At 65.3% G+C, this 21,372-nt stretch carries 20 protein-coding genes and 1 pseudogene; 8 read left to right on the top strand and 13 right to left on the bottom strand.

Translation table 11 applies throughout. From position 1 onward, the window contains the following. Positions 1-8: 8 nt before the first annotated feature. From L0976_RS15450 to L0976_RS15480, 7 genes are all read right to left on the bottom strand, one after another. Positions 9-1,700, bottom strand: coding sequence for a GMC family oxidoreductase (locus L0976_RS15450; RefSeq protein WP_234188185.1), 1,692 nt, complete (start codon positions 1,698-1,700; stop codon positions 9-11). 11 nt (positions 1,701-1,711) lie between these two features. Next, positions 1,712-3,190: an aldehyde dehydrogenase gene (locus L0976_RS15455; protein ID WP_234188186.1), complete on the bottom strand. Its 1,479-nt coding sequence runs from the start codon at positions 3,188-3,190 to the stop codon at positions 1,712-1,714. A gap of 105 nt (positions 3,191-3,295) precedes the next feature. Continuing rightward, a complete protein-coding gene (locus L0976_RS15460) occupies positions 3,296-4,108 on the bottom strand; it encodes an amino acid ABC transporter ATP-binding protein (RefSeq protein ID WP_203317778.1) in 813 nt (270 codons plus the stop codon). Continuing rightward, complete coding sequence (locus tag L0976_RS15465) at positions 4,105-4,761, bottom strand: amino acid ABC transporter permease (protein ID WP_234188187.1); 657 nt, start codon at positions 4,759-4,761, stop codon at positions 4,105-4,107. The genes L0976_RS15460 and L0976_RS15465 overlap by 4 nt, the downstream gene beginning before the upstream one ends. Before the next feature lie 92 nt (positions 4,762-4,853). Beyond that, positions 4,854-5,693, bottom strand: a complete 840-nt coding sequence (locus L0976_RS15470) for a transporter substrate-binding domain-containing protein (protein ID WP_234188188.1) — start codon at positions 5,691-5,693, stop codon at positions 4,854-4,856. Positions 5,694-5,738: 45 nt separating this feature from the next. Beyond that, a complete protein-coding gene (locus L0976_RS15475; RefSeq protein WP_234188189.1) occupies positions 5,739-6,731 on the bottom strand; it encodes a proline racemase family protein in 993 nt (330 codons plus the stop codon). Then, on the bottom strand, positions 6,728-7,408 hold the full coding sequence (locus L0976_RS15480) for a GntR family transcriptional regulator (RefSeq protein ID WP_234188190.1): 681 nt from the start codon (positions 7,406-7,408) through the stop codon (positions 6,728-6,730). Before L0976_RS15480 ends, L0976_RS15475 begins: the two co-directional genes overlap by 4 nt. A gap of 765 nt (positions 7,409-8,173) precedes the next feature. Here L0976_RS15480 and L0976_RS15485 point away from each other — a divergent pair. The 7 genes from L0976_RS15485 (at position 8,174) to L0976_RS15515 (ending at position 14,489) form a co-directional block, all read left to right on the top strand. Continuing rightward, a complete protein-coding gene (locus L0976_RS15485) occupies positions 8,174-9,346 on the top strand; it encodes an L-rhamnonate dehydratase (protein ID WP_234188191.1) in 1,173 nt (390 codons plus the stop codon). A 90-nt stretch (positions 9,347-9,436) separates the two neighbouring features. Beyond that, positions 9,437-10,162, top strand: a complete 726-nt coding sequence (locus L0976_RS15490) for a GntR family transcriptional regulator (RefSeq protein ID WP_234188192.1) — start codon at positions 9,437-9,439, stop codon at positions 10,160-10,162. Between the two features lie 25 nt (positions 10,163-10,187). Further along, positions 10,188-11,087, top strand: coding sequence for an ABC transporter substrate-binding protein (locus L0976_RS15495; protein WP_234188193.1), 900 nt, complete (start codon positions 10,188-10,190; stop codon positions 11,085-11,087). Next, positions 11,084-12,058, top strand: coding sequence for an amino acid ABC transporter permease (locus L0976_RS15500; protein ID WP_234188194.1), 975 nt, complete (start codon positions 11,084-11,086; stop codon positions 12,056-12,058). The genes L0976_RS15495 and L0976_RS15500 overlap by 4 nt, the downstream gene beginning before the upstream one ends. Further along, positions 12,055-12,813 carry an amino acid ABC transporter ATP-binding protein gene (locus L0976_RS15505; RefSeq protein WP_234188195.1) on the top strand — a complete coding sequence of 253 codons (759 nt, stop codon included), beginning with the start codon at positions 12,055-12,057 and terminating at the stop codon, positions 12,811-12,813. The genes L0976_RS15500 and L0976_RS15505 overlap by 4 nt, the downstream gene beginning before the upstream one ends. Then, positions 12,814-14,070, top strand: a complete 1,257-nt coding sequence (locus tag L0976_RS15510; protein WP_234188196.1) for an FAD-binding oxidoreductase — start codon at positions 12,814-12,816, stop codon at positions 14,068-14,070. Between the two features lie 29 nt (positions 14,071-14,099). Further along, a complete protein-coding gene (locus L0976_RS15515) occupies positions 14,100-14,489 on the top strand; it encodes a RidA family protein (protein WP_234188197.1) in 390 nt (129 codons plus the stop codon). A gap of 355 nt (positions 14,490-14,844) precedes the next feature. Here the strand turns inward: L0976_RS15515 and L0976_RS15520 are convergent, their stop codons facing one another. The 3 genes from L0976_RS15520 to L0976_RS15530 all read right to left on the bottom strand — a co-directional run bounded on the left by L0976_RS15520 (position 14,845) and on the right by L0976_RS15530 (position 17,477). Then, positions 14,845-16,416, bottom strand: coding sequence for a GMC family oxidoreductase (locus L0976_RS15520; protein ID WP_234188198.1), 1,572 nt, complete (start codon positions 16,414-16,416; stop codon positions 14,845-14,847). Positions 16,417-16,493: 77 nt separating this feature from the next. Continuing rightward, complete coding sequence (locus tag L0976_RS15525; RefSeq protein WP_234188199.1) at positions 16,494-17,024, bottom strand: gluconate 2-dehydrogenase subunit 3 family protein; 531 nt, start codon at positions 17,022-17,024, stop codon at positions 16,494-16,496. Between the two features lie 57 nt (positions 17,025-17,081). After that, the gene (locus tag L0976_RS15530) at positions 17,082-17,477 is read right to left on the bottom strand and encodes a VOC family protein (RefSeq protein WP_203317765.1); all 396 of its coding nucleotides are present in this window, start codon (positions 17,475-17,477) and stop codon (positions 17,082-17,084) included. A 213-nt stretch (positions 17,478-17,690) separates the two neighbouring features. Between L0976_RS15530 and L0976_RS15535 the strand changes: the two genes are divergently transcribed. Next, entirely contained in the window at positions 17,691-17,999 is a 309-nt protein-coding gene (locus tag L0976_RS15535) for a ribbon-helix-helix domain-containing protein (protein ID WP_203317764.1), read from the top strand. Between the two features lie 326 nt (positions 18,000-18,325). On the opposite strand, the gene ggt is transcribed toward L0976_RS15535, so the two are convergent. From ggt to L0976_RS15550, 3 genes and pseudogenes are all read right to left on the bottom strand, one after another. Further along, positions 18,326-19,918: a gamma-glutamyltransferase gene (gene ggt, locus L0976_RS15540; RefSeq protein WP_234188200.1), complete on the bottom strand. Its 1,593-nt coding sequence runs from the start codon at positions 19,916-19,918 to the stop codon at positions 18,326-18,328. Between the two features lie 18 nt (positions 19,919-19,936). Further along, positions 19,937-20,630, bottom strand: a pseudogene (locus L0976_RS15545) (ABC transporter permease). After that, positions 20,627-21,340 (bottom strand): ABC transporter permease, encoded by a 714-nt coding sequence (locus L0976_RS15550; RefSeq protein WP_234188201.1) that lies wholly within the window; start codon positions 21,338-21,340, stop codon positions 20,627-20,629. The pseudogene L0976_RS15545 and the gene L0976_RS15550 overlap by 4 nt, the downstream one beginning before the upstream one ends. Between the last annotated feature and the right edge of the window lie 32 nt (positions 21,341-21,372).

Consider the following 21,372-nt stretch of genomic DNA (forward strand, 5'->3'; position numbering starts at 1 on the left):
TATCTGGTTCAGGAATTCAGGATGAGATCGGCGGCCTTCTCGGCCATCGCGATCGTGGTGATATTGGTGTTGGCCGCGATGACGGAGGGCATGGCGGACGCGTCGACCACGCGCAGGCCTTCGACACCGCGCACCCGGCACTGGTTATCGAGCACGGCCATCGGATCGTCGTCGCCGCCCATCCGGCAACTGCAGGAGACATGCCAGCCCGACCAGACCGCCTTCTTCGCCCAGTCGACGATCAGGTCGCGGTTCTGCATCATCTGGTGCATCCGCTCCGTGGTGCCGAACTTGTGGCGCAGGAGCGTCTCGCGGAAGAAGGGCGCATAATCGAAGAGCAGCGCCGCGGTCCCGGTCTTGACGTAGTTCGACAGCTTGCGGACGGAAAGCGAGCGCGCTTCCTCGGTATAGCCGGCGAGGAACCACGTATTCACATGCGCCTGCACGCGCGGATCCTCCATGATGCGGTATATCCTCTCGAAACCGTCGACGAGGCGCATCAGGTCGCGCTCATCGCCACCGAGGTTGAGATTGACCACCGGCTCGTCGCGCCAGTCAGCCGTCTTCAACGTCACGCTTCCACGGGAATAGGACTTGTTCACGCAGACGTTCAGCGCGCCCATCGCCTTGCCGAGCGGATGCCAGCCGGCGCGGTTGACCGGCATCAGCAGCATGTCGGACGGCGAACAGCCGTCGTAGCCGGAGGAATAGCGCACGCCGAGGAAGATGTGGCGGCGCTGGCCGGGCTTGAGCCGCGCGGAACGCTTGAAATGCGCGCCCACGGAAAGATGCGGGTGATCCATCAGATTGGCGCCGACACCGGGCAGGTCCGCGACGACCGGAATGCCGAGCGCGCGAAGGTCCGCGGCCGGGCCGATGCCGGCGCGCAGCAGGATCGGCGGCGTATGCAGCGCGCCGGAGGACAGGATGACCTCGCGCGCTCGCCAGAGTTCCGGCGGCCGGTCTGCGGTACGGGCATTGACGCCGGTGACGCGCCTGCCCTCGATCTCCAGCCCTTCGACCTGCGTGTGGGCGAAGATATGCAGGTTCTTGCGGCCCCGCACCTTGCGGGTGAGATAGCCGATCGCGGTCGAGACACGACGGTCGTTCTCGTTGGCCAAAGGGAGCGGGAAGGAACCGTCGTCGAAGGAGGCGTTGTAGTCCTCGCTGTAAGGGTCGTCCTTCTCGGTGACGGCGAGTACCGACTTGGTAAAGCCCGCCCAGTCCTCGGGGAAGACGCGGCGGATCGGCATCGGGCCTTCCCTGCCGTGCAGCGGGCCGTCGAAATCGAGATCGCGCTCCAGCTTGCGGAAATAGGGCAGCATTCCCTCCCAGTTCCAGCCGGCAACGCCCATCGCTTCCCATTCGTCGTAGTCGGCGGGAAGCCCGCGCACGGCGAACTGGCCGTTGATCGACGATCCGCCGCCCATCACCCTCGCCTGCTCCAGGCGGGTCGGGGGCACGACCTCGGAATTGGAACGGGGGTTTCGGGCAAAGACCCTGAGCTTCGTCCAGTGGAAGGCCGGATCGAAATAGGAAAGGCCCGGATAACTGTCGGAAATCACATCCGGCACATTGTCAGGCGGGGTGTCGGGACCTGCTTCCAGCAGCGCCACCTGCTTGGCAGGGTTCTCGGACAGGCGGCCCGCAAGCGTCGCGCCGGCCGAGCCGCCCCCCACGATGACGTAATCGTAGATCATTTGGGAAGTCCTCAGAGATAGTTGATCCACACGGCCTTCTGCCGGGTGAATTCCTCGATGCCGGCGCGGCCCATGTCCTTGCCGAAACCCGAGCCCTTCCAGCCGCCGGCGGCATAGGTGAATTCGGGATCGCGCCCGTGCTGGTTGACCCAGACCATGCCGGCCTCGACGGAGTCGGCGACCTTCATGGCCAGCTTCAGGTCCTGCGTGTGTACGGAGGCGGCAAGGCCGTAGATCGGGTGCTGCGCCTCGGCGATGGCCTCCTCGATCTCGTCATAGGTCGCCACCGACATGACCGGACCGAAATACTCCTCCGTGAAGCCGATATTGGCGCGCGAGACGTTGGCCAGCACCGTCGGGGCATAGAAGTTGCCCTGGTTGGGACCTTCGAGACGCGACGCGCCGGTCAGCACCTCGGCGCCCTGCTTCACCGTCTCCTGCACGAGCGTGTCGATCCGCTCGAACTGCCGGGCGGAAATCACCGGGGCGAAGGTGGTGGCCTCGTCCCAGGTGGGGCCGGCATTGATCTCCTTCGTCCTCGCAAGGACACGGTCGACCAGTTCGTCCGCGACCGAGCGGTCGACGATCAGCCGCGAGGCGAGCGTACAGACCTGGCCGGCATTGACCATGAAGGCGTTCGCGACACGCGTTGCCACGGCATCCATGTCGCCCGGATTGCGGGTGACGATCTGCGGGCTCTTGCCGCCGAGCTCCAGAACGACGGGCTTGATGCCGGACTGCGCAGCGAGCGTCATGACCGCCGCGCCGGTTTTCGTGGAACCCGTGAAGGAGACGATGCCGATGTCGGGATGGGCGACGATGGCCGCGCCCGTGGTGTGCCCCCAGCCGTTCAGCACGTTGAGGAGACCACCCGGCAGTCCCGCTTCCGCAGCACATTCGGCGAGCGCCAGCAGGCTGTGCGGCGTCAGCTCCGACGTCTTCATCACGACCGCGTTGCCGGCCGCGAGCGCCGGGGCGAATTTCCACGCGGCGGTGATCATCGGGAAGTTCCACGGCACGATCGCACCGCAGACGCCGTAGGGTTCCCGGCGCGTATAGCTCAGCGTGTCCGCCTTGGTCGCGGTGACGATGCCCTCCAGCTTGTCGCAATATTCGGCGAAATAGCGCACGACGCCGGCGGTGCGGATGGCGTCGCCGGTGATCGTGCCCGCCACCAGCCGGCTCGAGCCCATGGCTTCCAGCCGGCCGAGATACCCGGCCTTCTCCTCAATCTTCTCGGCGAAGCGGAACAGGACCTTCGCCCGGTCGCGTGGGTTCATCCGCGCCCAGCCGGAGGCGGCGAGCGCCGATCTCGCAGCGGCAACGGCCATGTCGACCGCCTCCTTGCCGCCATCGGTGACGGGACGCATCGGCTGCTCGTCGGAAGGACGCAGCACGGTGATCTCCTCCCCGGGCAACTCGACGAAACGTCCGCCGATATGGTGGCCCGAGGGGATGGTGACGGTATCGGGATTGAAGCTGAGGGACATGCTATTCTACCTTCATATCTTGCCCGCGACGGGACGCAGGAAACCGTCCGGCCCCAAGGGGCCGGCGCTCTGGATGCGGTTCGGCAATGCGCCGGTCGTTCCGGATCAGCCGCCTTCGAGGAAGGGGCGCAAGAGGTCGGCGGTCTCGTGGAAACGGCCGACGAAGCTCTTCAGCCGGGGATGGGTCGGGCGCAGCAGCACGTCCTTCGGCGGCCCGTCCTCGGCGATGGTGCCGAGGTCGAGGAAGATCACCCGGTCGGCGATCTCGAAGGCGAAGCCGAGCTCGTGGGTCACGATGACCATGGTCATGCCGGTGCGGGCGAGATCGACCATGGCCTTCATCACCTCGCCGACAAGCTCCGGATCGAGCGCGGAGGTCGGCTCGTCGAAGAGCATGACCTGCGGGTGCATGGCGCAGGCACGCGCAATGGCGACACGCTGCTGCTGACCGCCCGAGAGCTGGCGCGGATGCTTGCCGACATGTTCCTGCAGGCCCATCTGCGCCAGAAGGTCGAGTGCCTCCTTGCGGGTCGCCTCGACGTTCGCCCCCTTCACCGTGACCGGCCCCTCCATGACGTTTTCAAGGGCGGTCATATGCGGGAAGAGATTGAACTGCTGGAACACCATGCCGGTCTGCGAGCGGATCCGGTTGACGGTCTTGGCCGGCACGCCATTGCCGTCGCGGCCGGCCGGGTCGGCATCGTAGATCGCCTCGCCGCCGATCGTGATGCGGCCGGCGGACGGCATGTTGAGCAGGTTGATGCAGCGCAGCAGCGAGGTCTTGCCGGAGCCGGAAGCGCCGATCAGCACCACGACCTCACCCTTCTCCACCGAAAGGTCGACGCCCCTCAGTACCTCGCGCTGGCCGAATTTCAGCCGCAGCCCCTCGATTTTCAGAAGCGGATCGGACTTGCTCATTTGACGCGCTCCGAAATGGTCTCCAGCTTGCGCGACAGGAATGTCAGCGGCACGAGCAGGACGAGGAACATGACGCCGACCATGGTGTAGACTTCCATCGGCCGGTAGGTGAAGGAGCTGACATAGCTTGCCTGGTAGAGCAGGTCGGGCACGGTGATCATGGACATGAGGGTGGTATTCTTGATCTGGATGATGGACTGCCCGGCAAGCGGCGGGATCATGCGGCGGAAGGCCTGCGGCAGGATCACGCGGCGCATGCGCTGGCCGTAGGTCATGCCGAGCGCGGTGGAGGCATCGGTCTGGCCCTTGTCGATCGACTGGACGCCGGCCCGAAGGATTTCGGCATAGAAGGCGCCGGCATAGAGGCTGAGGCCCGCAAAGCCGGCCCAGAACTTGGTCACGGCCAGGCCCGCGAAAATGGGGAAGGCGTAGTAGATCCACAGCAGGATCACCAGAAGCGGGATATTGCGGAAAATCTCGACATAGACCCGCCCGAGGGCGGACAGGGCCCTTGAACCGGTAAGCTGGATCAACCCGACGATCAATCCGATCACGAGACCTGCGGCGATGGAGATCGCCGAATAGAACAGCGTGACCAGCAGCCCGTTCCAGAACAACGGCCAGTTCTGCTGAATGACGGAAATATCGAACAAATGCGTGACTCCAGGCTGGTTCGACCGGCACCGCACGGGCGCGCTAGTTATGAGGACCTGCCGAATGAGGCCTCGGCAGGTCCCTTGGCGGATCAGAAGCTGAAGTTGCCGGGCAGGATCGACAGATCGATGCCCCGGTCTTCCCAGGACTTGGCAAGACGTCCCTGCGCAAGACCCAGCGAACGCTGCTGCTGGATCCAGTTGGTCAGGAAGTTGATGAAGCCCGCATTGCCCGGCTTGCGGGCGACGGCGAGCGTGGCCGGATTGCGCAGCATGGGCTCGGGCACGGAAACCTCGCCATTGACCTGCTTGGAGATCTGGAGAACGTCGAAGATCGACTGGATCATGGCATCGGCACGACCGGCCTGCAGTTCCATGATCGCGAGGTTGCGGTCCTCGACCACGGTGATCTTCGCCTTGGGCAGGAGCGCCTCGGCGACGATCTGCATGGTCGAGCCCTTCTGGACGACGACGGTCTTCTCAGGCGTGTTCAGCTCCGCCCAGGTGGCGACCGGCTTGCCCTTGGGCGAGAAGACACCCCAGGCATCGGTGAAGATCGGCTCCCAGAGATAGTCGACCACGAGGCCGCGCTTCGGGTTCGGGTTCACGCCGATGGCGACGTCGATCTTGTTGGCCTGGAAGTCGGCGGCAAGGTTGCCCCAGGTGGTTTCGACCGGCGTGACCTTGACGCCGAGTTCGTTCGCGACGTCGGTCAGGAAGTCGACGTAGAAGCCGCTCCAGGTCCCGGTGGCCGGGTCCTTGATGTAGCCGGGCTCCTCGCCCACCATGACCGGGATCTTCAGTTCGCCGCTGGCGCGGATTTCATCGATCACCGCCGAGGGATTTTCCTGGGCGGTCGCCGGGTTCCATGCGGCAATAGCTACCGCCGCCCCCAGGGCGCAGGCCCGGAGGATGTTTCCGAAAAATGACATTTCAACTCTCCCTGATTTTCTTTCAACGATCGAGCGCGGCGCGTTTCACCGGCTCAGGAACCCCCCGGAAAGCGGATCACCCTTTTCGAGGTATAGTGTGCCCTGGGAGGCGACATGAGCCTCTCCCCGGACGATGACGGCATAACCCGTCGTGCCGCAGGTCTCGCTCTTCTCGGCGAGTTCCGCGGTAAAGGACACGCCGAAAATATTCTCGGCGCGATAGGCATCGGTCTCCGACAGTTCACCGCGGATCAGCAGCTGCGCCATTCGGGCGCAGGTGCCGGTGCCGCAGGGCGAACGGTCGTATTTGTTGGGTGCGAGCACCAGGAACTGGCGCGAGTGACCCCTGCCGAGATCGCTGTGGAACAGGACCGAGGGGGCAGGAAGGCCGCGCATCTCAGGCCGCCCGTCCGTCGCCTTCGCAATGGCTTCCTTGATCCTCCAGCCGAGCGCGAGGCCGGCCGAGGCGTTTTCGGGCGTGAGCGCCAACCCCAGCGGGTCGGCATCCACCATCGCATACCACATGCCGGAATAGAGGATGTCGGTGCGGATCGTACCGAGCCCCGGAACCTCCACCTCCAGACCTTCGATGCCCATATAGGCGGGTACGTTCTTCAAGGAGACTGCACCGAGACGGCCCTCCCCGTCCCATTCCAGCCGGACATCGACCACGCCGGCCGGTGTTTCTAGCGTGAACCGGTCGCCGGTTGCCGGCGAAATCGCGCCCGTGAAGGCCAGCGTCTTGGCAAAGCCGATGGTGCCGTGGCCGCACATGCCGAGATAGACGTAAGACGAGATGAAGATCGCACCGAAATCCGCCACTTCGGAGGAAACCGGAATGAGCCCCACCATGGCTGCATGGCCGCGGGGCTCGTGCAGGAGAGCGGGACGGAGATGATCGAAGCGGCGCTCGAATTCCTCGCGCTTTTCGAGAACGCTACGCCCTCGAAGCGGCGGAATCCCTCCCAGGACGGCGCGAGTCGGATGCCCGGCCGTATGGGTGTCGATATAGGGAAAAGCCGCCTCGACGCCGATCATTTGCGACCCTCTCCGAACTCGGCACGGATGGCATCGCGTGTCTCGCGCCAGATCTTCTCGATCAGGTCGTGCTCCAGCGCGTAGGAACGCTCGGCATCGCCGTCCACGATCGCCTGGAAAACCCGCGCCGTATCGTCGAAGGAGAGATCCACGACACTCCGATCACGCTGGTAGAGGTGATAGCGATAGCGCAATGCCTGCTTTTCCAGGCCCTTGAGCAGCCGGCGCAGCGTGGTGTTGTCGGCGATCTCGTAGATCAGTTCGGAGCCGCGCACGTCATGCGTGAAGAAGAGCCGGGCATCGCCAGCCTCCCGCGCCTTCTTCATCCCATCAAGCACCTGCCAGAGCTGCTCCTTGAGGGCGGCATTGGCCGAGCGCGCCGCCTGCTCGGCCGCAATGGCCTCCAAGGCGATGCGGCAGCGGTAGATCTCGTCGAAATCCCGCAGCGACATGGGTGTGACCCATATGCCCTTGCGCGCCTCGCGCAACACGAGGCCGTCGCGCTCCAGCGCACGCAACGCATCGCGCACCGGAGAACGGCTGACGCCGTAGCGCTCCGCCACGTCTTCCTCGGTCAGACGTTCGCTTGGCGCGAGCTCCAGAAAGACAATCGCATTCTCAAGCACGGCAACGAGGTTGTCCGCGATTCCCGCCGAAAGCTTATATGAGTAGCTCATATCCATGTACTTACCATACTGTACTCTGTATACAATGCAAGCTCCTTTTCGGTTTGCCCACAGGGCTATCGATTCCCGCCAATCAATAGCCGCAAGGGATTGCGGCATAATCGAACAGTGAACGCCAATAGGATGAAAACTTCTTATGCAGTGGGCCACCGATTTGATCCGGACACCGACTTAGCGCGACGATCGCACACTACTTCAGCGCGTGAGCCATCTGGCGAAAGCACGCGAGAATCCGACCTAATCCTCACCCCGGGTTCCATTGCGGAGGCAGCGCTCATTCGACGAGCGTTCCCGCCGCGCCGAGGCTTGCCGCCGTCGCCAAGCCGGCGAGTGCTAGCTTCTCCGGCGATCGGCGCAGGCCGGAAAGCAGGGGCAGACGAGGCGCGAACCGTCCGCAAACGCCTTGTCTGCTGCGCTCGTTACCTTATTCCGTCGCTTGACTTCTGCTGGACATGCCGAAGTCCCCTTATGCATGAAAGTGCGGCCGGACATATCGATACCTGCTCGTAGTGACGATCATGCCGCCGCGCATCACAGAGCCGGGAAATTCCGCGAAAGGAATCCCCGATTCCGACCTTGCTTGCCTAAGGGCTTAGGTGGTCTGCCTTTACCGGTCCTACAAGCCCGGCCGGCAAACGCTTCCGATGATCCTCGGTAGAGGTGACGGCACGGTCGCGAGACCCTGATCCCGCCCTCTTGATCTCTCAAATAATTTGGTATACCAAATCCTGAATTCAATAAAAGCATGAGCAGGCCGTGACCAGGATCGTACGCGTCAGAACAAGAGTTTGGAGCTGGAAGGGGCCGATCGTGCCGCCGCAGCCGCATTTCTGCACCAATGCCAGCGACGTCCTCTACGAGCGCGGCGATGCCATGGGGAGCTTTCGCTTTCATCAATGGCTGACCTGCGAGGTGGAGGCCGATACGGGCGAGATCGGCATCGGCAATGCGGCCCTGGTGCCGGACTTGGTCAAGAAGGCGATCGACGGCTACTATGCCCCGCTCGTCATCGGCGAGGACCCGTTCGACTACGCCTATCTGTGGGAGAAGATGTATCGCCGCTCGCTTGCCTGGGGCCGCAAGGGCGTCGGCATGACGGCGATCAGCGCCGTCGACATCGCGATCTGGGACCTCATGGGCAAGCTGACCGGAAAGCCGGTCTTCAAGCTGCTCGGCGGGCGCACCAAGGAAAATATCCCGGTCTATTATTCCAAGCTCTACGCCGACGGCATCGAAGCGATGCAGCGCGAGGCGCAGGCGGCCGTGGATGCTGGCTACAGCGCCGTCAAATCCCGCTTCGGCTTCGGCCCGAAGGACGGCATGGCCGGCATGCGCGAGAACCTGAAGCGGGCCGAAGCGGTTCGCGAGGTGATCGGCTGGAACCGCGACCTGATGCTGGAATGCTACATGGGCTGGAACCTCGACTATACGCGCCGCATGCTGCCCAAGCTCGAACGGCTGGAGCCGCGCTGGCTGGAGGAGCCGGTCATCGCCGACGACCTTCATGGCTATGCCGAGCTCAACCGGGGACCGATCCCCATTTCGGGCGGCGAGCACGAGTTCACGCTCTTCGGCTTCCGCCAGCTTCTCGACATGAAGGCGGTTTCCGTCGTGCAGTACGATACGAACCGCGTCGGCGGCATAACGGCGGCGCAGAAGATCAACGCGCTCGCGGAAGCCCATCAGGTGCCCGTCGTGCCGCATGCCGGGCAGATGCACAACTATCACCTGACCATGGCCAACGCGAACTGCCCGATCGCCGAACATTTCCCGGTCCATGACGTCGAGGTCGGAAACGAGCTCTTCTACTATATCTTCAAGGGCGACCCCGCGGCGAAGGACGGTTTCCTCGATCTCGACGAGACCCGCCCGGGCCTCGGCATCGAGATCAGCGACGAGCACCTCGCGCATTTCGAGGTCGCCGAATGACGCGCGCACGGATATTCACCGGCGCCGGATTTTGCCGCACCGCCACGGTGCGGCATAACTCTCCTCGGACAAACCGCAGGAGGCCGGCCGATGAATAGCCAGATCGAACAGCAGAACGATTGGTCCGATGAGATCGCACCCTTGCCCAAGCGCGACAGCCTCGCCAAGGAGGCCGCCGACAGGCTGCGCGAGCTGATCCTCCTTGAAAAGATCGGCGCCGGCGCCGCAATCCCCGAGCGGGAGCTTTCCGACGCGCTCGGGATCAGCCGCACGCCCATGCGCGAGGCCCTGCGGCTGCTCGAGATCGAGGGGCTGGTGGAGTTCACCGCCACGCGCCGCGTGCGGGTCGCCGATCCCTCGCTCGACGAGCTGGAGCAGCACCTGACCGTGCTCGGCGCGCTGGAGGGCCTGTGCGGCGAGCTTGCATGCATCCACGCGACGGATGCGGAGATCGCGCGCATCAACGACCTCAACGAGACCATGCTCGCGGGAAGCAACACGATGGAGCCGCTCGACTTCTTCCGCACCGACATGGCCTTTCACCGCACCATCGTCGAGGCGAGCCGCAATGCGCCGCTGATGGAGACGCACCGGCAATACAACGCCCGGCTCTGGCGGGCGCGGTTCATCTCCTCGCGCCGCCGGCCAGACCGGGCCGGCACCCTGTCGCAGCACAGCGATATCGCCGCCGCCATCACCCGGCGCGATCCCGCGGCGAGCGCAGCCGCGCTGCGCGGGCACCTGCGGTCCACCATCGTTAATATCGGCAAGTCCTGGAGCGAGCGGCACAGTCTCGCCGGGCCCGCCGAGCCGTAAGAAGTTCAATCATCGGGAGGAGAGCATGATGAAACGAACGATCCGCATGACCCTGGCGGCCAGCGCCACGGCCTTCGTCATAGGCCTTGCGCCGGCCACCATCGCGGCCGCCGCCGGCGTCAATGCCGAAGCCGCCGCGCAGGTGCCGGCAGAGATAAAGGAACGGGGCGTCCTGCGGGTCGGGACCAACCTGCCCTACCCGCCGATGGAATTCTTCGCCGACGACGGCAAGACGCCAACCGGCGTGGACGTCGACCTTGCGAGCGAGATCGCGACGCGCATCGGCCTCAAGGTCGAATTCGTCAACATGAACTGGGACGGCCTCATTCCGGCGCTCAACAGCGGCCGCTTCGAGATGATCGCCGCATCGGTCGGCGACTTCCCCGAGCGCCAGAAGCAGGCGGACTTCGTCGACTACATGACGACCGGCGTTTCCGTCGTCGTCGCCAATACGGACACGGCCGACTACCGGACCAATCTCGACCTGTGCGGCAAGCGGCTGAGCGCGGCCAAGGGCACCGACGCCTCGCGCATCGCCAGCGAACTGGCGAAGGAATGCACCGCCAAGGGCACGGCCGGCACGACAGTCAACCCGTTCCCCGACGACAATGCCGGGCTGCTCGCCCTGCGCAGCAAGCGCGTCGACGCCCACGCGATGGACTCGATCTCGGCCGCCTACGAAGCCTCGACCGAGCAGGGCAGGACCCATTACCGGAACGTCCTGCCGGACTTCGCCCCGACCAAGGCGCTCTACGGCATGGTCGTCGCCAAGCGCAACAAGCCGCTGACCGACGCCGTCGCGCTGGTGCTCTCCGACATGATCGCCGACGGCGCCTACAAGGCGATCCTGGACAAGTATGGCGTGGGCGGCGAGGCGCTGACCGCCATCACCGTCAATGCCGGCGGCAAGCAGGACGCGCAATGAGCCCCGGCGCGGCAGGGCATGGACAGGACGAAGGAAGCGGCACGCCGCTTCCTTCCATCCCGCTTCTGCCGGTGGAGGCCGTTCCGGCCCGCTATCCGGGACGCTGGGCGAGCGCGATCGTCTGCCTCGTCCTCGTCGCCCTCCTGGCCCGCGCCTTCGTCGAATCCCCGCATATCCAATGGCCGGCGGTGGCGGAATATCTCACCGCCGAGGCGGTGCTGAACGGCCTCTGGCTGACCATCGTCCTCACCTTCGCCGCGCAGGCGATCGGCATCGTCGGCGGGATCATCCTCGCCACGATGACCATCTCGCCCAATCCCGTGCTGAAATCCGTCGCGGGCGCCTATATCTGGCTGTTCCGCGGCACGCCGGCCCTCATCCAGATCATCTTCTGGTTCAATATCGGCCTCATTTTCCCGGACATCTTCCTCGGCATTCCCTGGACCGACATCGGCATCAAGGTGGAGACCAACGTGGTCATCACGCCGCTGATCGCCGCCGTCATCGCGCTGGGGCTGAACGAGGCCGCCTATATGTCGGAAATCGTGCGGGCCGGCATCATCTCCATCGACCGCGGCCAGTCGGAAGCAGCGGCCGCCATCGGCCTCACCCATGGCCAGTCGATGCGCTACGTCATCCTGCCGCAGGCCGTGCGCACCATCATCCCGCCGACCGGCAACGAACTGATCGGCATGCTCAAGAACACCTCGCTGGTCTCCGTCATCTCGGCGCAGGAGCTGCTCACGTCCGTCCAGCAGATCTACGCCATGAACTTCCTGACCATCGAGCTGCTCATCGTCGCGAGCATCTGGTATCTCGTCATGACCACCTTCGCCACCGTGGCCCAGGGCTATCTCGAACGGTTCTTCGACCGCGGCGCGCGCCGCCCCGCGCGCGCCGGCATCGCGCCCCTGCTTCGTGCCCTCTTCGGCCGGACCGGCCGCTGGATGGGCGGGGGAGCGCACCAATGAGCCTCCTGCGCGCCGAACATGTCCACAAGACCTATGGCAGCCTCGAAGTGCTGCACGACATCTCGCTCACGGTGGAAAAGGGCGAGGTCGTCTGCCTGCTCGGCCCGTCCGGCTCGGGCAAGTCGACCTTCCTGCGCTGCATCAACCATCTCGAACGCATCGACGCCGGGCGCATTCATGTCGACGGCAAGCTCGTCGGCTACGAGGAGCGCAACGGCCGGCTGCACGAACTGAAGGAAGCCGCGATCAGCGCGGGCCGCCGGCAGACCGGCATGGTCTTCCAGAGCTTCAACCTCTTCCCGCACCTGACGGCGGCGGAAAACATCATGCTCGGCCCGCGCCGGGTTCTCGGCGTGAATGCCGCCACGGCCGCGGCGGAGGCGGAGGCCCTTCTGGAGCGGGTCGGCCTCAAGGGACGTGGTCCGAGCTATCCGCGCCAGCTTTCCGGCGGCCAGCAGCAGCGCGTGGCGATTGCCCGCGCCCTTGCCATGAAGCCGAAGCTGATGCTCTTCGACGAGCCGACATCCGCGCTCGACCCGCAGCTTGTCGGCGAGGTCCTCGGCGTCATGCGCGAGCTTGCCGATACCGGCATGACGATGATCGTCGTCACCCACGAAATGGCCTTCGCCCGGGACGTCGCCGACCGCGTCGTCGTGCTGGCGGGCGGCCGCATCATCGAGCAAGGCGCACCGCGCACCGTGCTGGACACCCCGTCCGACCCGCGCACCGCCGCTTTCCTTGGAAAGAGCATCTGAATGGCAGACATTCTCGACGGTCAACGGATCGCCATCGTCGGCGGTGGCCTCATCGGCCTCTTCAGCGCCTATTATCTGGCCGAGCGCGGCGCGAGCGTCGTCATCGTGGAGCGCAAGCAGCCGGGATCCGGCGCGGCGCGCGGCAATGGCGGGCTCATCGTCTGGACGGAGTGCACGCCGCTCGCCGGTCCCGGCGTGCTCGGCCATACGCTGCGCACGCTGTTCTCCCGCACCAGCCCGTTCTTCGTCAAACCGTCCTCATTGCTGGAGAATGCCGGCTTCCTGTACGGTTTTGCGCGGCAATGCTCCGAACATGCCTTCCGCGAGAACCTCGCGCGGCTCGATTTCCTGAACCGCCGGACGGAGATGCTCTACCGGGACCTCAAGGAAAAAGGCGTCGGGACCCGCATCGCGCCGATCGGCATCCTCAGGGTCTTCGCCTCGAAGGAAGCGGCGCTCGCCGACCGGGCCCTTCTTGCGGACTTCGCCGGCCGCGGCCTCGGCCCGCCGCCGGGCCCATTGATGGAAGACGGCGAGCTCAAGACTTTCGAGCCCGCTCTGGCGGGCGCCGCCCGCACGGGCTTCGTGCAGCAGGGCGAAGCCTTCACCAATCCTTCCGTCACGGTGGACGAGCTCATCGCCGCCGTGCGCGCCAAGGGCGTGGAAATCCACGAGGACGCGGCCGTCACCGATATCGTGGAGGATGGACGCGTCGTGCGGGTGATTGCCGGAGCGCGCGAGGTGAAAGCGGACAAATGCCTGCTTGCCGCCGGCGCCTGGTCGCGCGACCTCGCGCGGCGGATCGGCCTTGATCTCCCCCTCGTGCCCGGCAAGGGCTACAGCTTCACCGTCCGGCCTGCCGTCGTGCCGCAAAGGGCGATCGCGCTGGGCGACGCCCATGCCGGCGCCACGCCGCTCGGCGAAGGCCGCCTGCGGTTTGCCGGGACGATGGAATTCGACGGCACTTACGACCGGTTCAACCCCCGCCGCATCACGGCGATCAAGGCCGCCGCTGCCCCCTATTTCCAGGGCATCGACTGGGAGGCAAGCGAGGACGAATGGGTCGGCCCGCGCCCGATGACTCCCGACGGCGCGCCCTTCATCGGCAAGGTGCCCGGCCGGGAACGCACCTTCATTGCGGCCGGCCACAACATGCTCGGCCTCAGCCTCGGCCCGGCGACGGGCACCGTCGTCGCCGAGATGATGGCCGGAACCGCCGAGCCCGCCCTGCTTCAGGCCTTATCGCCCCGGCGCTGACCCTTCCCCACCCTCAAGGAGACACCAAGATGACCCAGACCACAGCCCCCTTCTTCATCCCCGACAGCGACGAGGAATCCATCTCCTCGGATGTATCCGGCATCGGAAACCTGCTCGTGACGACGCAGATCCCCCTGCGCCCGGACGGCTCGATCGAGCTCGGCGACATCACCGCGCAAAGCGAATGCACGCTCGCCAGCCTCAGGGCTTCGCTCGAAAAAGCCGGAAGCCGCCTCGAGGACGTGCTGCACCTCACGATCTACCTGACCGACATGGCCGACCGCCCCGGCTTCAACGACGTCTATTGCCGCTTCTTCAAGAAACCCTACCCGGTCCGCTGCGCCGTCGGCATCAGCGCCCTCGCCATCGAAGGCATGCGCGTCGAGGTGACGGCGATGGCGGTGAAATCCGCCGTTTGAAGGATTTCGAGCGCAGCGGTCGCCCCGAATGGCCAGACAGCACCCTGACGCGCCCGATATTTTTCGGCTCCATACAACGTCAAAAGCCCCGAGACCTTTCGGCTCTCGGAGCTTTTGCTTGCTGATTTGGTTGCAGGGCACGCGGTCATCTTTAACTTGCGCTCAAAGCAAGCTTAAATCGTTCGTCGGCAGGGGGAAGCGAAAGGCAGGTGGGGACGGCGATAGCGTTCATGTCTGTTCTGTTTGACGATGGCAAAAGGTGGCCGGCCGGGGCCGGCCGGAGGTGGCGTGGCTCGGTGGAGCCCCGCGCGATCACCGGCCGCCCGAAGGCGACCGGGGAGGATCGCGGCAAACCTCAGATCGAGCCGGCCGCCATCTCCCTGGCGATGTAGTCGGCCTGGCGGATCGCAAGGGTGACGATGGTCAGAGTCGGATTTTCCGCCGCCCCCGTCGTGAACTGGCTGCCGTCCGAGACGAAAAGGTTCTTGATGTCGTGCGTCTGCCCCCATTTGTTGACGACACCGTCGCGCGCCTTCTCGCTCATGCGGTTGGTGCCGAGATTGTGCGTCGAGGGATAGGGTGGCGTCGGGAAACTGCGTGTCGCGCCGACCGCCGCATAAAGCGCCTCGCCCTGCTTGTAGGCGTGGTTGCGCATGGCGACGTCATTGGGATGGTCGGTGAACCAGACGTCCGGGATCGGCATACCGTATTTGTCCTTCAGTTCGCCATGCAGCTTCACCGCGTTCTGTTCCTGCGGCATATCCTCGCCGACGATCCAGAGGCCCGCCATGTTGGCGTAGCTGTCCATGGCGGATGCGAAGGGTCTTCCCCAGCCGCCGGGATCGAGAAAGGCCGCCATGAAGGGCACGCCAAGCGCCAGCGTCTCAAGCTCGTAGCCACCGACGAAGCCACGCGACGGATCGTGTCTCGCCTCGTCGCGCACGATGCCGGCCATGGTGGTGCCACGGTAGAAATGCACCGGCTTTTCGAACACGGCATAGACCGAGCCCGTCGTGTGGCGCATGTAGTTCCTGCCGACCTGGCCAGAGGAATTGGCAAGCCCGTCCGGGTATTTGCTCGATGCGGAATTGAGCAGGAGGCGCGGGCTTTCGATGGAGTTGCCGGCGACGCAGATGATGCGGGCCTTCTGGCTCTGCAGCTTGCCATCCTTGTCGGCATAGACGACGGCGGTCACCTTGCCGCTGTCATCATGCTCGATCTTGACGACGTGGGAGTTCGGACGCACTTCCAGCCTGCCGGTCGCTTCGCCCTTGGGGATTTCCGTATAGAGCGTCGACCATTTGGCGCCCCATTTGCAGCCCTGGAAACAGAAGCCGGTCTGCTGACAGCTCATGCGGTCGTCGCGGTCGGCCGAGTTGATCGCCATGTTGCCGGTGTGACATTCCTTGTAGCCCAGCTTGTCGGCGCCGGCCTTCAGGATCTTGAAATTGTTGTTTCCGGGCAGGCCCTCGATGCCGTTGGTGCGGGTGACGCCCATCTTGTCTTCGGCCTTGGCGTAGTAGGGCTCAAGCTCGGCAAGCGTCACCGGCCAGTCGAGCAGGTTGGCGCCCTCGACCTTGCCGTAGTTGGTGAGCGTCTTGAACTCGTGCTCCTGAAAACGCAGCGATGCGCCGGCCCAATGCGTCGTCGTGCCGCCCACGGCCTTGACAATCCAGGCCGGCAGGTTCGGAAAATCCTTCGAGACGCGCCAGCCGCCGCCGGTGGTGCGGTGGTCCAGCCAGGCGAGCTGGGCGAAGCTGTCCCACTCGTCGTTGATGAAATCCTCGTGTTCTATGCGCGCACCGGCTTCGAGCACCACGACGTCGATGCCCTTCTGCGCCAGTTCATTGCCCAGCGTGCCGCCACCGGCACCGGAGCCGATGATGACGACCACGCTGTCGTCGTTGAGATCATAAGGAGCTGCCATGGTTTCCTCCCGAAACATGTGCGGTCGCCGTCAAGGCCGCGGGCGCGCCTCCTCCGGCGCGTTCCGTCAGACCGCCGTCAAAGCCATTCGATGTCGTCGAAGCCCCGGGCGATGTAACCGCCCTTGGAATAGGATTCGCCCTCGTAGCCGAAATGCGGCCAGAGCTCCTTCTGGTTATAGAAGGAAACAACGAGGTCGCCGCGTACCGCCTGGAAGAACGGCGTCGTCTCGATGTCGCGCAGGATCTTCACGCGATCGTCCTCCCAGCCGAGGCCGCGATAGCCGCCCTCGCCCGCTCGCCTGTCGAGATCGGCGATGCCCGCCTCGATCAGTTCCTTGTGTGCGGCGTCCGTGCCGGCCTTGGTGTCGTGGCCTTTTACGGCGATAGCGTAGAAGCGGTCGGCAACCGTATCGTGCGGGTAGATGTCCCGGGCGAGCCTGATCAGCGTCGCCATCGTTTCCGGCTTCAGGGCCGTCGCCTGCATGCCCCAGGCTTTGTCGGGGCTGATCACCGCGCTGCCCGTGATGATGAGCGCCGCACCGATCGTGCCGCGCTTCAGAAGCTCGCGGCGGGAAAGCCCCGGGCGCTGCTCGTAGATCGTCGTCATATCAGGTTCCTCCCATTGCGTTCGAAACCGGCGGCCCTCCTCCGGCCGCCGGCCCTTTCATTTGAAGCGACCGTGCCGCTGCAGGACCTCGATCCTGTAGCCGTCGGGATCGGTCACGAAGAAGAAGCGGGCGAGAAGGCCGCCGTCGCGGTTGAACTCCACGATCTTGCCGGTGGTGAAGCCGAGCCCGGAGATGCGGGCGTGCTCGCCGTCGAGGTCGGAAACCGACACGGCGAGATGGCCGTAGCCGTCGCCGAGATTGTAGGCTTCGGTGCGATCCTTGTTGATCGTCAGCTCGAGTTCAAATTCGCTTTCGGCATTGCTCATGTAGACGAGTGTGAAGGTCTCGAAGTCCAGCCGTTCAGCGACCGCGAGCCCGAAAGCCTTGTTGTAGAAATCCACGGACCGGTCTTCATCCAGAACGCGGATCATCGAATGAATGGACTTTGCCACGCTGCCCTTCCCCTGCTTGCAGTTCGACTTGTGGAAGGAAGATTGCGCCGGGAATCGCGGTCCTAGGTAGCAGCCTGTTACCGCACGCGGATTTTAATTTCTGGAGTTTTTCGCGAAGCATTTTTCTTGTTTCACGGCGACACAGGATGATTTGACCAAGTTCAAGGGCCGCCGCATAATCGCCCGTATAAAAACAAGACCGGAGGATAAACCATGTGTGAGGTGTTTGCGGGCCAGGACCCGCAGCGTTACCGGCCTGTCAACCGCTCGGTGCGGATAGGCGGCCACTCGACGAGCATCCAGATCGAGGCGGCCTTCTGGGATTTGATCGACGAGATGGCCGCGGGCCAAGGCCAATCGACATCCCGCTTTCTTTCGACGCTCTATGACGAGGCTTTGGAAATCAACGGCTCGGTGCCGAATTTCGCCTCTCTGCTGCGGACGAGCTGTCTCATCTTCATCATGGGTGGCGCAAAGAAATGTGACGGCGCGCGGGAGTTCCACATCGTCGCCGCGGAGTAGACGGACATCCTCTGCGGGGACGGCACGACCTGTGCCGAATAAGTGCTCGACATGAGCGCGGTGTCGCCCAGCGCAGCACACCGCAGGGGATGAGGAGGGCCTTGCCGCCGTCGCACAAGGCGTACAACATCAGGGCAGCGTCAATGTTGCCGACATCGCCGTCGGAAACGAACGGCTGAAACTGAAGATTGCCAACCGCGTCGCCGTCGACCCGACGATCCGCATCACCCTGCCGAAGTCGAAAATTCGGGCCTATGTGGATGATGCGCTTCCTGACCTGTCGGGCAGATGACCAGCGCGCCGCCCGACCGGCTGTGATGCCGGCGTCACAGGCCGAGTGCGACCCCGTCCTTGCGCGGCTCTGAGCCGCCGGTGAGCGTTCCGTTTTCCCAGTCGATGCGGATCGCCTGTGCGCCGCCGATCGGGTCCTCGGCGGGCACGAGGACGAAGCCGCGCCGCTGGAGTTCGGCGGCGGTCGCCGCCGGCAGCGTGTGCTCGGCCTCGACCCGCGTGCCGTCCGGCTTCGGGATCAGCCGGGGCAGGTCGATCGCCTCCTGAAGGTCCATGCCGTAGTCGAACACCTTCGAGATCAGGTGGGCGTGGCCCATCGCCTGATAGTAGCCGCCCATCACGCCGAACGGCATTTCCACCCTGCCCTCGCGCGTCACCATGCCCGGTATGATCGTGTGCAGCGGCCGCTTCGAGGGCGCCACGCAATTGGGATGGCCGGGCTTCAGGGAAAAGCTCTGGCCGCGATTGTGCAGCACCACGCCCGAGCGCGGCGCGACGAGGCCGCTGCCGAAACTGTCGAAGACAGAGTTGATGAAGCTGACGGCGTTGCGGTCCCTGTCGACGACGGAAACGTAGACCGTGTCGCGATGAAGCGGCATCTCGAAGGGCGGCAGGTCGGTGAGGGCGCGGCCGAGGTCGATCATCCCCGCGAGCCGGTCCGCCAGGTCGCCCGAGAGCAGTTCCCCAACCGGCACGTCGGCCTTGTCGGGATCGGCGAGCCAGGCATCGCGCGCGGCATAGGCGAGCCGCGTCGCCTCGATTTCGATATGCAGCCGGTCGGGCGACTGTGGATCGCCCTCGGCCTTGAAACGCCTGAGGATGTTGAGGATGAGCAGCGCGATGATGCCCTGGCCGTTCGGCGGGCATTCGTGCACCGTGTAGCCGCGGAAGTCCGTCGTGACCGGCGTCACATAGTCGCCGCGCGCCGAAGCGAAGTCCTCCAGCGTGTGCACGCCGCCGAGCGAGCGGAGATAGGAGACCATGTCCTCCGCGACCGGCCCCGTGTAGAAGCCGTCGCGGCCTCGGGCGACGATGCCCCGCAGGGTCTCCGCAAGCTCCGGCTGCCGGTGCACCTCGCCGACCTTCGGCGCGCGCCCGGCGGGCAGAAAGATCCGCGCCGCCGTCGGATCGGCCGCAAGCAGGGTCTCCTCCAGCCGCCAGTCGCGGTGCACGCGCGGGGTGATCGCATAGCCCTCCTCGGCAAGGCGGATGGCCGGCGCGATGACGTCCGCGAAAGGGAGCCGACCATGATCGGCATGCAGTTGCAGCCAGGCGTCGATGGCGCCGGGGATCGTCACGGCGCCCGGCGACGTGCGCGGGACTTCGGTGAGGCCCCGCTCGGCGAACCAGCCGGGCGTCAGCGCCGCAGGGGTGCGGCCCGAGCCGTTATAGGCCCCGACCCTGTCGGACCCCTCCGGCGCGAAGAGCGCGAAGCAGTCGCCGCCGATGCCCGTCGATCCCGGCTCGACTGCGCATTGCACGGCCGAAGCGGCAATCGCCGCATCCATGGCATTGCCGCCGGCCTCCATGACCTGCAGCGCGGTCAGCGTCGCGGCCGGATGCGAGGTGGCGGCCATTGCATGGCGTGACACGGCAATGGACCGTGTCGGCTTCTCGAAGTTGCGCATCGTGTTCCTCCCCCTGGATCAGGCGCGGGCTCGATAGGGTGTGAGCCAGTGTTCGAGCGCGTTCAGCGCACGGATGATCGTGAAATTGAGCGCGAGATAGATCGCGCCGGCCGCCGCGAAGACCTCGACTGCCCGGTAGGTCTGGGAAATCAGCCCCTGGGCGATGCCCGTCACCTCCATCAGCGTGATGATCGAGGCGAGCGAGGTGCCCTTGACCATCAGGATGATCTCGTTGCCGTAGCTCGGGATCGCCTGCCGGAAGGCGAGCGGCAGCACGACGAGCCGCAGCGTCAGGAGGCGCGACATGCCGAAGGCCGACGCCGCCTCGACGAGGCCGCGCGGAACGCCGCGGATTGCCCCCCCGCAGGATCTCGCTGCCATAGGCGGCGGTGTTGAGGGTAAGCGCGAAGATGGCGCACCAGTAGGGCTCGCGCAGCAGCCACCACAGGCCGACCGCCTGGAGCTCGGGGCGGAACTGGCCGAGCCCGTAATAGACCAGGAAGATCTGGATGAGCAGCGGCGTGCCGCGGAAGACCGCCACGAACGCGCGGATCGGCCAGACGACTGCGGGATGCTCGCCGAGCTGGGCGAGCGCCAGCGCGACGGCGAGCACGAAGCCGAGCGCCAGCGACGTGCCGGCAAGCTGCAATGTCAGCGGCAATCCCGCGAGCAATGCCGGGACGATCGAGACGAAGAAGCCGGGATCGATCATGCGGGCACCGTTCCCCGCCATGCCCGCGCCTCGCCGCGCCGGAAGGCGAGGCCGGTCACGCCGGCGATCAGGAAATAGAGCGCGGCGGCCGCGATGTAGAAGACGAAGGGTTCGCGCGTCGATCCGGCGCCGATCTGCGCCTGGCGCATCAGTTCGACGAGGCCGATCACCGAGATCAGCGCGGAATCCTTCAATACGAGCTGCCAGATGTTGCCGAGGCCCGGCAGCGCATGACGCATGAGCTGCGGCACGATGACGAGTCGCAACGCGCGGTACTGCGAAAGGCCGAGCGCCTTGCAGGCATCGAACTGGCCGCGGTCGACGGCGAGATAGGCCCCGCGATAGACCTCCGCCTGATAGGCCCCGGAAATGATCGCGAGGGCGAGGACGCCGGTGGCAAAGGACGGCAACCCCACGAAGCCCGCGCCGCCGAACAGCCTGCCGGCCGCCGTCAGCGCGACGCTGCCGCCGTAGTAGAACAGGTAGATCGTCAAGAGATCGGGAACGCCGCGGAACACCGTGCCGTAGACGCCGGCCAGCCAGTTCCGGACCCGCGAGGATGACAGGCGGGCGGCAGCGGCCAGCGCGCCGAAAACGGCGCCGAGCAGGAAGCCGAGAAGCGAAAGGGCGAGCGTGACGCCCGCCGCCGCCAGGAGGGCGGCGCCCCAGCCGCCTTCGCCGAAGCCGAGGATATGCGCTGCATTGACCATGGACGTCCACGCCTTCCTGCACGCCACCCGGC

This window comes from Shinella sp. NM-101, assembly GCF_021401195.1.
In the GTDB taxonomy this organism is placed as follows: domain Bacteria; phylum Pseudomonadota; class Alphaproteobacteria; order Rhizobiales; family Rhizobiaceae; genus Shinella.